General features: G+C 72.5%; 15 protein-coding genes. 12 read left to right on the top strand and 3 right to left on the bottom strand.

Annotated features, from left to right (window positions below; translation table 11 throughout):
* Positions 1–37: 37 nt before the first annotated feature.
* Complete coding sequence (locus tag JF597_RS42730; protein ID WP_294009438.1) at positions 38–1,060, bottom strand: SAM-dependent methyltransferase; 1,023 nt, start codon at positions 1,058–1,060, stop codon at positions 38–40.
* 118 nt (positions 1,061–1,178) lie between these two features.
* Between JF597_RS42730 and JF597_RS42725 the strand changes: the two genes are divergently transcribed.
* Together JF597_RS42725 and JF597_RS42720 are read left to right on the top strand one after the other, a co-directional pair.
* Positions 1,179–2,384 carry a sensor histidine kinase gene (locus JF597_RS42725; protein WP_294009436.1) on the top strand — a complete coding sequence of 402 codons (1,206 nt, stop codon included), beginning with the start codon at positions 1,179–1,181 and terminating at the stop codon, positions 2,382–2,384.
* 85 nt (positions 2,385–2,469) lie between these two features.
* Complete coding sequence (locus tag JF597_RS42720) at positions 2,470–3,144, top strand: response regulator transcription factor (RefSeq protein ID WP_294009434.1); 675 nt, start codon at positions 2,470–2,472, stop codon at positions 3,142–3,144.
* Positions 3,145–3,257: 113 nt separating this feature from the next.
* On the opposite strand, the gene JF597_RS42715 is transcribed toward JF597_RS42720, so the two are convergent.
* Positions 3,258–4,448, bottom strand: a complete 1,191-nt coding sequence (locus tag JF597_RS42715) for a low specificity L-threonine aldolase (RefSeq protein WP_294009432.1) — start codon at positions 4,446–4,448, stop codon at positions 3,258–3,260.
* A gap of 174 nt (positions 4,449–4,622) precedes the next feature.
* On the opposite strand from JF597_RS42715, the gene JF597_RS42710 reads away from it, so the two are divergent.
* From JF597_RS42710 to JF597_RS42665, 10 genes are all read left to right on the top strand, one after another.
* Complete coding sequence (locus tag JF597_RS42710) at positions 4,623–5,588, top strand: DUF2520 domain-containing protein (protein WP_294009430.1); 966 nt, start codon at positions 4,623–4,625, stop codon at positions 5,586–5,588.
* Positions 5,585–6,586, top strand: a complete 1,002-nt coding sequence (panC, locus tag JF597_RS42705; protein WP_294009428.1) for a pantoate--beta-alanine ligase — start codon at positions 5,585–5,587, stop codon at positions 6,584–6,586. Before JF597_RS42710 ends, panC begins: the two co-directional genes overlap by 4 nt.
* Entirely contained in the window at positions 6,583–8,331 is a 1,749-nt protein-coding gene (locus JF597_RS42700) for an L-aspartate oxidase (RefSeq protein ID WP_294009426.1), read from the top strand. The genes panC and JF597_RS42700 overlap by 4 nt, the downstream gene beginning before the upstream one ends.
* Positions 8,332–8,336: 5 nt before the next feature.
* Positions 8,337–9,314, top strand: coding sequence for a carboxylating nicotinate-nucleotide diphosphorylase (gene nadC, locus JF597_RS42695; RefSeq protein ID WP_294009424.1), 978 nt, complete (start codon positions 8,337–8,339; stop codon positions 9,312–9,314).
* A gap of 4 nt (positions 9,315–9,318) precedes the next feature.
* Positions 9,319–10,116 carry a type III pantothenate kinase gene (locus JF597_RS42690; RefSeq protein WP_089099902.1) on the top strand — a complete coding sequence of 266 codons (798 nt, stop codon included), beginning with the start codon at positions 9,319–9,321 and terminating at the stop codon, positions 10,114–10,116.
* Between the two features lie 325 nt (positions 10,117–10,441).
* Positions 10,442–11,059 (top strand): hypothetical protein, encoded by a 618-nt coding sequence (locus JF597_RS42685; RefSeq protein WP_294009495.1) that lies wholly within the window; start codon positions 10,442–10,444, stop codon positions 11,057–11,059.
* An 83-nt stretch (positions 11,060–11,142) separates the two neighbouring features.
* Positions 11,143–11,322, top strand: coding sequence for a hypothetical protein (locus JF597_RS42680; RefSeq protein WP_294009420.1), 180 nt, complete (start codon positions 11,143–11,145; stop codon positions 11,320–11,322).
* Positions 11,323–11,452: 130 nt separating this feature from the next.
* Positions 11,453–11,887: a BlaI/MecI/CopY family transcriptional regulator gene (locus JF597_RS42675; RefSeq protein ID WP_294009418.1), complete on the top strand. Its 435-nt coding sequence runs from the start codon at positions 11,453–11,455 to the stop codon at positions 11,885–11,887.
* 9 nt (positions 11,888–11,896) lie between these two features.
* Positions 11,897–12,430 (top strand): amino-acid N-acetyltransferase, encoded by a 534-nt coding sequence (locus tag JF597_RS42670; protein WP_294009416.1) that lies wholly within the window; start codon positions 11,897–11,899, stop codon positions 12,428–12,430.
* A gap of 322 nt (positions 12,431–12,752) precedes the next feature.
* Positions 12,753–13,088, top strand: a complete 336-nt coding sequence (locus JF597_RS42665; protein ID WP_093500012.1) for an Lsr2 family protein — start codon at positions 12,753–12,755, stop codon at positions 13,086–13,088.
* Here the strand turns inward: JF597_RS42665 and JF597_RS42660 are convergent.
* The gene (locus JF597_RS42660) at positions 13,067–13,753 is read right to left on the bottom strand and encodes an SCO3374 family protein (protein ID WP_294009412.1); all 687 of its coding nucleotides are present in this window, start codon (positions 13,751–13,753) and stop codon (positions 13,067–13,069) included. The two genes, JF597_RS42665 and JF597_RS42660, sit on opposite strands and share 22 nt — an antisense overlap.
* Positions 13,754–14,275 lie beyond the last annotated feature (522 nt).

Here is a 14,275-nt window from a genome sequence, read left to right as displayed (position 1 = left end):
CCCCCGGCCGAGGCCGGGGGAGGAACAAGCGGAGCCCCTAGAGCAGCGCGTCCTCGATACCCACCGGCTGGAGCAGCCAGAGGAAGTCGCCGAGGCCGCCGACGGCCATGAGCTCGGCGGCCTCGCCCGCGGTCGCGAGGGCGCGCACGTAACCGGCGGGGTTCGTGGAGGCGAGCGTGAGCGGCGGGCGGGCGCCGACCAGGCCGAGGGCGCGCAGGGCGTCGCGCTGCGTGCACAGGAGCGCTTCGGGCAGCCTGAGCGCCGGGTCGAGCGCCGTGCACGCGTCCAGCGCCACGTGCGCCGTGATGTCACACGCCCCGTCCGGCACGGGTGCCGTCGCGCGGCCCTCGCGGAAGCCGGTGAGGGTCCCGAACGGGGGGCGCGCGGCCGCGGTGTGCGCGTAGTCCACGGCCACCGCGAGCCCCCGCTGGAGGCTGGTGACGGCGGACGCCCACGCCCGGTCCCGGGGCAGCCCGATCTCCGCGCGCAGTCCCGGTTCGGCGGCCAGCGGCCACCACCGCGCGAGCCACTGCGCCTCCGCACCCGACACGCGCTCGCCGAGCAGCTCGGTGCCGTCCCGCCGGACGTGCACCAGGCGGGGCACCCCGGCCGCGTCCACCTCGGCGACCTCGACGGGCACGTTGTCCAGCCATTCGTTGGCGAAGAGCAGGCCCCGGACGGTGCGCGGGAGTTCGGTCAGCCAGGTGATCCGGTCGGGCAGGCCCGGCGGGCGGTCGGCGAGTTCGACGGCGTACGCACGCGTGCGTGCCGCCACGTCCGCGGGCAGGGCCGCGAGCACGCCGGTGACCAGTTCGCCCCGGCCGGCGCCCATGTCCACGAAGTCCAGCTCCTCGGGGCGGCCCAGGGCCTCGTCGACCCGGCACAGCAGTTCGGCCACGGCCTCGGCGAACAGTGGCGAGGCGTGCACCGACGTACGGAAGTGCCCGGCCGGGCCCTCCGGGCGGCGGTAGAAGCCGCCGGGGCCGTACAGGGCCGCCTCGGTGGCCGCACGCCAGCCAGGGGCGTCGTCGGCCGTCTCTCGCGTCGCCTCATCCGTCACCGGGCCAGACTAGGCGCACAGGTGATCACCTTCTCCACCTTGGGGAGTACGCGTGCGGAACAGGGATCGGCCCTCCGGTTGACCCCTGCACCTATCACGCTTCGCTACTCTGGGTTACGTGCAGCGCCTCTATGACTTCCTCCGCAGGCACCCGACATGGGTCGACAGCTTCTGGGCCGTCGTCCTGCTCGGGCTCTCCGGCGCGAGCATCTGGAAGCTCGGCGAGGCCCAGCAGCACCACGGATCCAGGGCCGGCATGCTGGCCGTGTCCGTCGTGATGTGCGTCGTCGTCGCGCTGCGCCGCCGTTTCCCGGAGCAGATGCTCGTGCTGGCCGCGGCCACCGGCCTGGCCCAGCTGGTGCTGGACGTGGAGACGACCGTCGCCAACTTCGCCATGCTGGTGATCGTCTGCACGAACGCCGCCGTCGGCCCGCGCTGGGCGTCCCGGTTCGGCCTCTACGCCGGACTGTTCGCCGCGCCCCTGGCGGAGATCCGGTGGCCGCAGCGGGAGGCGAGCTTCGCGGGGCACGTCGCGATCGTGCTGTTCCAGACGGTGCCGTTCGTGCTCGCCTGGGTGCTCGGCGACTCCATGCGCACCCGCCGCGCGTACTTCGCGCAGCTGGAGGAGCGCGCCGCCCGGCTGGAGAAGGAGCGCGAGGCGCAGGCCAAGGTCGCGGTCGCCGCCGAGCGCGCCCGGATCGCGCGCGAGCTGCACGACGTGGTCGCGCACAACGTGTCGGTGATGGTGGTCCAGGCGGACGGCGCCGCCTACGTCCTCGACGCCGCCCCCGACCAGGCCAAGAAGGCCCTGGAGACGATCTCCTCCACCGGCCGCCAGGCACTCGCCGAGATGCGCCGCCTGCTGGGCGTGCTGCGCACCGGTGAGCACAAGGAGGTCGGCGAGTACGTTCCGCAGCCCGACGTGGAGCAGATCGACGACCTCGTCGAGCAGTGCCGCACCTCCGGCCTGCCCGTCGACTTCAAGGTCGAGGGCACCCCGCGCCCGCTGCCCAGCGGCGTCGAGCTCACGGCGTACCGGATCGTGCAGGAGGCGCTCACCAACACCCGCAAGCACGGCGGCCCCAACGCGGGCGCCAGCGTGCGGCTGGTCTACTTCGACGACGGCCTCGGCCTGCTGGTCGAGGACGACGGCAAGGGCGCCCCGCACGAGATGTACGAGGAGGGCGGCGCCGACGGCCAGGGGCACGGCCTGATCGGCATGCGCGAACGCGTCGGCATGGTGGGCGGCACCCTCGACGCGGGCCCCCGCCCTGGCGGAGGATTCCGCATCAGTGCCCTGCTGCCGCTCAAGCCGGCGCATTGACGCAGACGCACGCCCCTGGTTGACACCTGTCACGCCCCCAGGCCGAGCGCCCGATCAAGAAGAACAAGCAACGGAAGAGGACCCGATGACGATCCGCGTGATGCTCGTCGACGACCAGGTGCTGCTGCGCACCGGGTTCCGGATGGTGCTCGCGGCCCAGCCGGACATGGAGGTCGTCGCCGAGGCGGGCGACGGCGTCGAGGCCCTCCAGGTGCTGAAGTCCACCGCCGTGGACGTCGTCCTGATGGACGTACGCATGCCCAAGCTGGACGGTGTGGAGGCCACCCGCCGCATCTGCGAGCAGCCCGACGCGCCCAAGGTGCTCATCCTGACCACCTTCGACCTCGACGAGTACGCCTTCTCGGGGCTGAAGGCGGGTGCCTCCGGCTTCATGCTCAAGGACGTGCCTCCGGGCGAACTGCTGGCCGCCATCCGTTCCGTGCACAGCGGCGACGCCGTCGTCGCGCCCTCCACCACCCGGCGCCTCCTCGACCGCTTCGCGCCGATGCTGCCCTCCGCCGGCAAGGAGCCCCGGCACCAGGAACTGGAGCGGCTCACGGAGCGCGAGCGCGAGGTGATGGTGCTGGTCGCGCAGGGCCTGTCGAACGGCGAGATCGCGAGCCGGCTGGTGCTGTCCGAGGCGACCGTGAAGACCCATGTGGGCCGCATCCTGACCAAGCTCGGGCTCCGCGACCGCGTCCAGGTGGTCGTGCTGGCCTACGAGACCGGGCTGGTGCGGGCGGGCGGCGGACTCGGCTAGGCGCTCCGCTGGAAGTGCCGCGGGGCGCCGTCTGCCGTTGCCGTCTGCGGCGCCGTCGTGGCTGATCGCGCAAGTTCCCCCCAGCCGTCGGCCGGGGGGGACCCCCAGCGCCCCTAGCGGGGCGCGTCAGGCAACCGCGTCACGAAGTCCGCGACCGCTGCCCGCACGTCCTCCGCCGTCCACTCCAGGCCCGCCTCAGCCACTGTGACCTCGGTCATCGACAGACCCGGGCCCTTCGGCTCCCAGAAGCCGGAGAAGAGGTAGGTGCCGGTCTCCTCGGCCTGGCGTACCGCCGTCTCCGTCAGGGCTTCGGAGGCGTACGGCAGCCAGACCTGGAACTGGTGGGTGTGGGGTTCCTCGGGGTGGATGCGGGACCAGGGGACGCCCGCCGCGGTGAAGCCGTCCCGCAGGGCCGCGGCGACCACGCGCGCGTGGCGGACGTAGTCCGGGAGGCGGGGCAGTTCGCGGTCCAGGCCGGCCAGGGCCGACAGGGCGGTCGGGAACTGCTGGAAGACCATTCCGCCGTAGCGGTGGCGCCAGGTCTTCGCCTCCTCGGCCAGGGTCTTCGGGCCCGCCAGCGCGGCGCCGCCGAAGCCGTCGAGGGACTTGTAGAACGACACGTAGACGCTGTCCGCCAGGTCCGCGATCTCGGGCAGGGGGCGCCCGAAGTGGACGGTGGACTCCCACAGGCGCGCGCCGTCGAAGTGCACCACCGCGTCGCGCTCGCGCGCCGCGGCCACCACCTCCGTGAGCTCCTCCCAGGAGGGCAGGACGAAACCGGCGTCCCTGAGGGGCAGCTCCAGCATCAGCGCCCCGAAGGGCTCCGGGAAGTCGCGTATCTCCTCGGCGGTGGGGAGCCGGGGCTCGCCGGTGACGCGCACGGTGCGCAGGCCGGCCACCTCGCGGAAGGCGTTGCGCTCGTGCACCTCGGGGTGGGCGAGGGCGTGCACGGCGACCGTGGGGTTGCCGGTGCGGGCCGCCCAGCAGCGCAGGGCGACCTGCTGGGCCATCGTGCCGGTCGGGAAGAACGCGGCGGCCTCCGTGCCCAGCAGGGCCGCGACGCGCCGCTCCAGGGCCTCGACCACGCCGTTGCCGTAGACGTCCGACGGTTCGTCCAGGTCGTACACCTCGGGGGCCGCCTCCTGGAGCCGCGCGAGCCGTTCGCGCAGCGAAGCCCGCACGCCCACGCGCGCGAGGATGCGGGTCGCCCCCCGGTAGGCGGCGGAGCGCCGCTCCCGCATCCGGTCCTGAGCCGACAGGGGTTCCTTCGGCTGTTCGTCCTGGGCCGTGGCCGTATCACTCATGCCGTGGATGATGCCGTGGCACGTCGACCGAGGGCCCGTCATTTTTCCGCAGGGCCGGTGTGATCCGTCACCCACAGCCTGTGGACGACCGATCGGCCCCGGACCGGATAGCGTTAACATGACGAGAAATCGTCCGGTACCCAGAGCGGACTGGAACGGGAAGGCCACCCTCGCGTGAGTACAGTCCAACAGCCAGACCCCAGTGACCGCCCCGCGCGGCTCACCGTCGGCGTCGTCGGCGCCGGCCGGGTGGGCCCCGCGCTGGCCGCTTCCCTGCAGCTCGCCGGGCACCGCCCGGTGGCCGCCTCCGGGGTCTCCGACGCCTCCCGGCGGCGCGCCGAGGCGATGCTGCCCGACGTCCCGCTGGTAGCGCCCGCCGAAGTACTCCGGCGCGCCGACCTGGTCCTGCTGACCGTCCCCGACGACGCCCTGCCCGGCCTGGTGTCCGGTCTCGCCGAGACCGGTGCCGTGCGCCCCGGCCAGCTGCTCGTGCACACCTCAGGGCGGTACGGCGCGAAGGTCCTGGACCCGGCCCTGCGCGCGGGCGCGCTGCCGCTGGCCCTGCACCCGGCGATGACCTTCACCGGCACACCGGTGGACGTGCAGCGGCTCGCGGGCTGCTCGTTCGGGGTGACCGCGCCCGAGGAGCTGAGGCTGGCCGCCGAGGCCCTGGTCATCGAGATGGGCGGCGAACCGGAGTGGATCTTCGAGGAGAACCGCCCGCTCTACCACGCGGCCCTCGCCCTCGGCGCCAACCACCTGGTCACCCTGGTCGCCCAGGCCATGGAGCTGCTGCGCACCGCCGGCGTGGAGGCCCCCGACCGGATGCTCGGCCCGCTGCTCGGCGCCGCCCTGGACAACGCCCTGCGCTCCGGTGACGCGGCGCTGACCGGGCCGGTCGCGCGCGGGGACGCGGGCACCGTCGCCGCGCACGTCACCGAGTTGCGCAGGCACGCCCCGCAGGCCGTCGACGGCTACCTGGCGATGGCCCGCGCGACGGCCGACCGCGCGCTCGCGCACGGCCTGCTGAAGCCCGAACTCGCAGAGGACCTGCTCGGCGTCCTCGCCCACAGTGCCGACGGCGCCGACGGCGGCCACGGCACGACCGGTACCGACGGCACCGAGGGGAACCCCCGATGAGCACCGCCCTGCTGCGCACCGCCGACGAACTGCACGCGCGCGTGCGGCACGGCCGCCGCGCCGTCGTGATGACCATGGGCGCCCTGCACGAGGGCCACGCCACCCTGATCCGGACCGCGCGCGAGATCGCGGGCCGGGACGGCGAGGTCGTCGTCACGGTCTTCGTCAACCCGCTCCAGTTCGGTGCCGGCGAGGACCTCGACCGCTACCCGCGCACCCTGGACGCCGACCTGAAGATCGCCGAACAGGCCGGGGCGGACGTGGTGTTCGCCCCCTCCGTCGACGAGGTCTACCCGGGCGGGGAGCCCCAGGTGCGGGTCACCGCCGGCCCCATGGGCACGCTCCTGGAGGGCGCCTCCCGCCCCGGCCACTTCGACGGCGTCCTCACCGTCGTCGCCAAGCTGCTCCACCTCACCCGGCCCGACGCGGCCCTGTTCGGGCAGAAGGACGCCCAGCAGCTGGCCGTGATCCGGCGCATGGTGCGCGACCTGAACTTCGGCATCGAGATCGTCGGCGTACCGACCGTGCGCGAGGCCGACGGGCTCGCGCTGTCCAGCCGCAACCGCTACCTGTCCGCCGACGACCGGCGCACGGCGCTCACGCTGTCCCGCGCGCTCTTCGCCGGCCGCGACCGGCACGCGGCGCAGGAGGCGCTGCGCGCGCGGGCCCTGGAGGTGCCGTCCACGCGGGCGCGCGCCGAGGCGCTCAGCGCCATCGGCGAGTCCCGGGCGGCCGCCGACGCGCACGCCGTCGCCAAGGCCGTGCCGAACGCCGCCGCGGCGGTCCGCGCGGCCGCCCGCCAGGTCCTGGACGAGGCCGTCCACTACGACCCGCCGCTCGAACTGGACTACCTCGCCCTGGTCGACCCGTCCGACTTCACCGAGATCGACGACGACTTCATCGGAGAGGCCGTCCTCGTCGTCGCCGCCCGGGTCGGGACGACCCGGCTGATCGACAACCTTCCGCTCACCTTCGGAACCCTCGGAGCCGCCTCGTGACCAGCACAGGCACCAGCAGCACAGGCACCAGCACCGGCATACGACTGCACGCGCCCGCCCCCGGGTGGAGCATCTCGGCGGACGTGGTCGTCGTCGGGTCCGGGGTGGCCGGCCTGACAGCGGCCCTGCGCTGCCAGGCCGCCGGGCTCACCACGGTCGTCGTCACCAAGGCCCGTCTGGACGACGGCTCCACCCGCTGGGCGCAGGGCGGCATCGCAGCGGCCCTCGGCGAGGGCGACACCCCCGAACAGCACCTCGCGGACACCCTGGTGGCCGGTGTCGGCCTCTGCGACGAGGACGCCGTACGGATCCTCGTCACGGAGGGCCCCGGCGCGGTACGGCGGCTCATCGACACCGGCGCCATCTTCGACGAGTCCTCCGAGGGCGGCCTCGACCTCACCCGCGAGGGCGGGCACCACCGGCGGCGGATCGCGCACGCGGGCGGCGACGCCACCGGCGCCGAGGTCTCCCGGGCCCTCGTGGAGGCCGTACGCGCGCGTGGGCTGCGCACCTTCGAGAACGCCCTCGTCCTCGACCTGCTGACCGACGCCGAGGGCCGTACGGCCGGCGTCACCCTGCACGTCATGGGCGAGGGCCAGCACGACGGCGTGGGCGCCGTGCACGCTCCCGCGGTCGTCCTCGCCACCGGCGGCATGGGCCAGGTGTTCTCCGCGACCACCAACCCGTCGGTGTCGACCGGCGACGGCGTGGCGCTGGCCCTGCGGGCCGGTGCCGAGGTCAGCGACCTCGAATTCGTGCAGTTCCACCCGACCGTGCTCTTCCTCGGCCCCGACGCCGAGGGCCAGCAGCCGCTGGTCTCCGAGGCGGTGCGCGGTGAGGGCGCCCACCTGGTCGACGCCGACGGCGTGCGCTTCATGGTGGGGCAGCACGAGCTCGCCGAGCTGGCGCCCCGGGACGTCGTCGCCAAGGGCATCATGCGGCGCATGCAGGAGCGGGACGCCGAGCACATGTACCTCGACGCCCGCCACTTCGGCGCCGACATGTGGGAGCACCGCTTCCCGACCATCCTGGCCGCCTGCCGGGCCAACGGCATCGACCCGGTCACCGAGCCCATCCCGATAGCGCCCGCCGCCCACTACGCCTCCGGGGGCGTGCGCACCGACGCGCAGGGTCGTACGACCGTGCCCGGGCTGTACGCCTGCGGCGAGGTCGCGTGCACCGGCGTGCACGGCGCGAACCGGCTCGCCTCCAACTCCCTCCTCGAAGGCCTCGTCTACGCCGAGCGCATCGCCGCCGACATCACGGCCGCACGCGCGGACGACGGCCTGCACGCGCGCGTGCCCGCACCGGTCCCGCACCCCGAGAAGCCCGCGCACCCGCTGCTCGCCCCCGAGAGCCGCTTCGCCATCCAGCGGATCATGACCGAGGGCGCCGGCGTGCTGCGCTCAGAGGAGTCCCTCGCCAGGGCCGCCGCACAGCTCCAGCGACTGCACACCGAGGCCCGCGACGCCCTGGACGAGAACGGCAAGACCGCCGAGCCCGGCGTCGACACCTGGGAGGCCACCAACCTCCTGTGCGTCGCGCGCGTTCTCGTCGAGGCGGCCCGCCGCCGCGAGGAGACCCGCGGCTGCCACTGGCGCGAGGACCACGCCGACCGTGACGACGCCCGCTGGGGGCGCCACATCGTCGTACGGCTGAATCCGGACCGGACGCTGGCCGTGGGCACCACCGCCACCGCAGACTTCCCCCCTACCCGGCCGCACCAGCCACACCAGGAGCAGTGACAGACGTGAGCACCAACGACCTTCCCCTCGCCGACGGCGGCGGCTGCGGCGACGGCTGTGCCTGTGGCGCCGAGGGCGACGAGGAGTACCTGGAGTGCGGGCTCGACCCCGCGCTCGCCGAGCTGCTGGCCGCCGCCGGGCTCGACCCCATCGAGGTCGAGGACATCGCCAACGTGGCCGTCCAGGAGGACCTGGCCGGCGGCGTGGACGTGACGACCGTCGCCACGATCCCCGAGGAGGCCGTGTCGACCGGCGACTTCGTGGCGCGCGAGGCCGGAGTCGTCGCGGGCCTCCGGGTCGCCGAGGCCGTCGTCTCCGTGATCTGCACCGACGAGTTCGAGGTCGAGCGGCACGTGGAGGACGGCGACCGGGTCGAGGCCGGGCAGAAGCTGCTCTCGATCACCACCCGCACCCGCGACCTGCTCACGGCCGAGCGCAGCGCGCTGAACATCCTGAACCGGCTCTCCGGCATCGCGACCGCCACACGCGCGTGGGCGGACGCCCTGGAGGGCACGCAGGCACGCGTGCGTGACACCCGGAAGACCACTCCGGGGCTCCGGTCGCTGGAGAAGTTCGCGGTGCGCAGCGGCGGCGGCGTCAACCACCGCATGTCGCTCTCCGACGCGGCCCTGGTCAAGGACAACCACGTGGTCGCCGCCGGCGGCGTCAGGCAGGCCTTCAAGGCGGTCCGGGAGGCGTTCCCGGAGCTGGCGATCGAGGTCGAGGTCGACACCCTGCACCAGCTGCGCGAGGTCGTCGACGCGGGCGCCGACCTGATCCTTCTGGACAACTTCACGCCGGGGGAGTGCGAGGAGGCCGTCGCGATCGTCGGCGGGCGCGCGTTCCTGGAGGCGTCCGGGCGGCTCACGCTGGACAACGCGCGGGCGTACGCCGAGACGGGCGTGGACTTCCTGGCCGTCGGCGCCCTCACCCACTCCTCGCCGATCCTGGACATCGGCCTGGACCTGCGCGAGGCGGAGTGACCCCATGCTCCTCACGATCGACGTCGGCAACACACACACCGTCCTCGGGCTCTTCGACGGCGAGGACATCGTCGAGCACTGGCGCATCTCCACGGACGCGCGCCGTACCGCGGACGAGCTGGCGGTGCTCCTCCAGGGCCTGATGGGCATGCACCCGCTGCTCGGCGACGAGCTGGGCGACGGCATCGACGGGATCGCGATCTGCGCGACCGTGCCGAGCGTGCTGCACGAGCTGCGCGAGGTCACGCGGCGGTACTACGGCGATGTGCCGGCGGTGCTGGTGGAGCCCGGGGTGAAGACCGGGGTGCCGATCCTCACCGACAACCCCAAGGAGGTCGGCGCCGACCGGATCATCAACGCGGTCGCCGCCGTCGAGCTGTTCGGGGGGCCGGCGATCGTCGTCGACTTCGGGACGGCGACGACCTTCGACGCGGTGTCCGCGCGCGGGGAGTACGTCGGGGGTGTGATCGCGCCCGGTATCGAGATCTCGGTTGAGGCGCTGGGCGTCAAGGGGGCGCAGCTGCGGAAGATCGAGGTGGCTCGGCCGCGGAGTGTGATCGGGAAGAACACGGTGGAGGCGATGCAGGCGGGCATCGTGTACGGGTTCGCCGGGCAGGTCGACGGGGTGGTCGGGCGGATGGCGCGGGAGCTGGCCGATGATCCGGACGATGTGACGGTGATCGCGACGGGTGGGCTGGCGCCGATGGTGCTGGGGGAGTCGTCGGTGATCGACGAGCATGAGCCGTGGCTGACGCTGGTGGGGTTGCGGCTGGTGTACGAGCGGAACGTGTCGCGGATGTGAGCGGACGGTGGGGGCTGGCGTGGTTTTCCCCGCCCCCGCCGCCCCTACCCGTCCCGTCCTTCCAGGGGGTGGGCCCCCTTTGACCGCCCATTTCGGGGGCTGCCGCCCCCGGACCCCCGCTTCGGCCTGAACGGCCTCGTCCTCAAACGCCGGACGGGCTGATGTGGTGCCGACCGGCTTTCGTCCTCCGGCCTCGGGCGGGCGCTATCGGTCGGCGGCGGCCAGGTGGGTGGACCTGTTGCGCCACACCTGGTCGGTATGTCGAGTTTGTCTGATTTACGCGTATCTTCGGTCCATGCCCACGCCATACGGATCCCGCGGCGGCATGGCGTTCGGTGCGGAGGAGCTGCGTGTGCTCCGCCGTGCTCTCGCCCTCGCCCTTCACCCCGGTCCCGTCTCCGCCGAGGACGTCAAGGACTGTCATCGGCTCGCCGAGTCGCTCGACGAGGCGATCGGCGAGGGGGCCCGGCTGCGTGCCTTCCTGGTGGCCGATCTGGCTCGGTACCGTGCGGCCCTGCCGGGGACGGTGGTCGGTTACCTCGCCGTTCTGGAGGAGGCGCTGGGGGCCGGGCACCGGCCCACCCCGGACGACCTCGCCGCGCTGCGGGCGCTGCGGGGGAACGCCGGTGCCGCCGCTCTGCTCGGGCGCTGCCAGGAGCTCGCCGAGCGCGATGTGCGGGCCCGGCTCGCCCAAGGGGCCCGGAAGGTGCCGGCACCTGCCGTCCCGGCCTCCAGGGTCCGGCTGACGGCTCTGCCGGGCGGGGTGGCCAAGGAGCCGGAGAAGAAGCCCAAGGAGAAGCCCGCGGAGCGGCCCGCGCCGCGGCCCGCGGCTCCCGAGCCCGCCGTGCCGAAGCGGCCCATTCCCACACCGGGCGAGGTCTTTCCGCGGCGCCGGCCCGCCGCGCCGCCCGCCGGGCCCCCGCAGCAACTCGCCGCGGGCTGAGAAAACGGCAGCTGGCGGGGGGTTGCGGAGTGGTTCGCCCACCCCACCCCTTTCGCCCGATACTCCGTGGCTACCCTGGACCCATGGACTACGTCTCCGCGCTCGTTCCTCCGGTCGTCATGGCCGTCTTCTTCATCGGTCTGGTCCGGGTGATCGTGAAGACCCAGGGCGGGGCCGCCAAGGCCAAGGAGGACGCCGCCGTCGACGCGGCCTTTGCGGAGAACGCCCGCCAGGCCGCCGTCACCAAGACCGACGGCGCCTGAGGGCCAGCCCGGGCCGCGCCCGCTGGCGTGTACCGCCTTTCCGGGGTGTACGCCCCTTTTGTTCGCCTTTGTTGATGAAAGTGCACGTCCGGCACGCCATTGGCGAGATCTCCCACTATTGTTCTGAGCTGTGCCTCGCCCATTGGGAGAACTCGAAGACGCGGTCATGACGCGGGTGTGGAAGTGGAACCGCCCGGTGACCGTTCGAGAAGTCCTGGAAGACCTTCAGCAGGAACGGTCCATCGCGTACACCACGGTGATGACCGTTCTGGACAATCTCCATCAGAAGGGCTGGGTCCGGCGGGAGGCCGAAGGGCGTGCCTATCGGTATGAGGCCGTCTCCACCCGGGCCGCCTACGCAGCCGCCCTGATGAACGACGCATGGTCGCAGAGCGACAACCCGGCCGCCGCGCTCGTCGCCTTCTTCGGGATGATGAGCGACGAACAGCGCCAGGCCCTCCGGGACGCCGTACGCATCGTGCAGGGCCCGGATAGCGAGAGGGAAGACCGGGCGGCTCCGCGAGAGGAGAACCCCGGCTCGGCGACGGACGCCGGCGGGCGATAGCGTCCGCTCATGTCAGCGACGCGCCCCGAAGTCACCGCAAAAGCCATCACCGTCCGGCGGGCCCGGACCAGCGATGTCCCGGCCGTGCGCCGCCTCCTCGACGTGTACGTTCGCGACCGCATCCTGCTCGACAAAGCCACCGTGACGCTTTACGAGGACATCCAGGAGTTCTGGGTCGCGGAACGCGACGACAACGCCGAGGTCGTCGGCTGCGGCGCACTGCACGTGATGTGGGAAGACCTCGCGGAAGTGCGCACTCTCGCGGTGAACCGGGGCCTCAAGGGCGCCGGTGTCGGTCATCAGTTGCTGGAGAAGTTGCTGGAGACCGCACGTTGGCTTGGTGTTCGCCGCGTTTTCTGTCTGACCTTCGAAGTCGAGTTCTTCGGGAAGCACGGCTTCGTGGAGATCGGTGAGACACCCGTGGACACCGATGTCTACGCGGAGCTGCTGCGTTCCTATGACGAGGGTGTCGCTGAGTTCCTGGGACTCGAACGAGTGAAACCGAACACCTTGGGCAACAGTCGGATGCTTCTGCATCTGTGATCGCCGAGAGGGGTCGAGAGGGATCCTGAAGGATCCTGAGGGATCGCGGGCTGACACAAGGGCCGTCGAGGCAGAGATGGACGGAGATGGGCCCGAGATCGGCCCGCTATTCCGGGCATCCCCCCTTGCCCCGGTGCCCTATGTCCGAAACGCGCATGTTTCCGGGTGGGAGCGGGCCCCTCGGTCTCTGCCAGGGGTTTGTGTTTTTCCCGCAAAAGCGGTTTGCTTTCCGACGTACTGCAGTACTGCATATAACAGGGGGCGGCGAAACGGCGGGCGCCGCAGGCCCCCGGCCCTGAAGTTATCGATGAAAGGAAATCCGGTGGCACAGAAGGTTCAGGTCCTTCTTGTCGACGACCTCGACGGCGGCGAGGCGGACGAGACCGTGACGTTCGCGTTGGACGGCAAGACGTACGAGATCGACCTCACGACCGCCAATGCGGACAAGCTGCGCGGCCTTCTCGACCCCTATGTCAAGGGCGGCCGGCGTACCGGCGGCCGTGCTTCGGGCGGACGCGGAAAGGCGCGTGCGGCTTCCGGCGGCAGCCAGGACACCGCGCAGATTCGCGCGTGGGCCAAGGAGAACGGTTACGACGTGAACGACCGCGGCCGTGTTCCGGCGACGATTCGCCAGGCCTACGAGGACGCGAACGCCTGACTGTCCTCCGGCCCGTGGCCCACGCGCCGCAGCCGGACGCGGTGGCACTCCGTGGCCACCGTGTGCACGAGCCGTACGAGATCGGGGGCGCCTTTGACGCCCCCCATGGCCGACAGCGTCGGCAGCGAGGCCTCGACCTCGCACCCCGACTCGGGGGGCCGCAACCAGACGGCGGCCCCCTGCACGGGCCCGGCCGGGGCCCCGGCGGATCCGGACGGCGGCCGGATCCCGGTGACCGCGGGACCGGGCCGGGTCGGCGCGTCCATCGCGCCCCCGGCGCCCAGTGCCCGCAGGCCGAGATCGAGGGCCGGTGCGCCCCACTCCAGCCAGGCCAGCAGCCCCGGCAGCTCCTCCGCGCTGCCCGCCGCCACCAGCAGCCGCATCCTGTCGCCCTGAAGGGCCACCGGAGAGCCCGGCAGCAGGTGCCTGAGCGCTCGCACGCCCGCCCGCGCCGGCACCTCCAGCACGTCGAAGCGCACGCCCGTGACCAGCCGCAGTGGCTCTCCGGGAGCCGCGGGCACCGTTGCCCATCCCAGATCGTTCTCGTACCAGTGCCGTACGGTGCCCGAACCGGAACCGGCGCCGCACTCGGAACCGGAAGCGGAATCGAACGGACGACGGGGGTGAGGGACCGTTGAAGCGGCCAGAGGTGCTGTGCCAGCCATGCCTGGTGGAACCCTCCCGAGGCCGTCCAGGTTACGCTGGGTGCGCGTGTGACTGCGCAGGGTTCCGGAAATGCGGGCATGCGGGGGTCCGGAGGGACGCAAGGTTGTTCGCCCGTAGCGGAGGGACCGGGGGCCCACGGCATGGACTGTCCGTAGCTGCGGGTAAGACATCCCTAGTGGGAGGGGGCGACACGCAGGCGAGGCCGTCTCACGTTCGCCATCGGCGTACTGACGGAAAGGGTAACTGCCTGGCCTGCGGGAACATCGTCTCGCACCATCGGGTTGGAGCAGATGTCGGCGTTCGGGGTCAGGGAGGCCATCGACGGTGTCGGCAGTTGGAATGAGCGGTCCCCGCTTGCGGGACTAAGCTGCGGAAGGACAGAGAGGGGAAGTTCCCCCCACTGCCTGACCGCTCTGAGGAGCGATTAACGATGTTCGAGAGGTTCACCGACCGCGCGCGGCGGGTTGTCGTCCTGGCTCAGGAAGAAGCCCGGATGCTCAACCACAACTACATCGGCACCG

The organism is Streptomyces sp. (genome assembly GCF_019510245.1).
GTDB lineage: Bacteria > Actinomycetota > Actinomycetes > Streptomycetales > Streptomycetaceae > Streptomyces.
The sequence above is the reverse complement of the archived record's forward strand: the minus strand, read 5'-3'. Positions and strand labels throughout refer to the sequence as shown.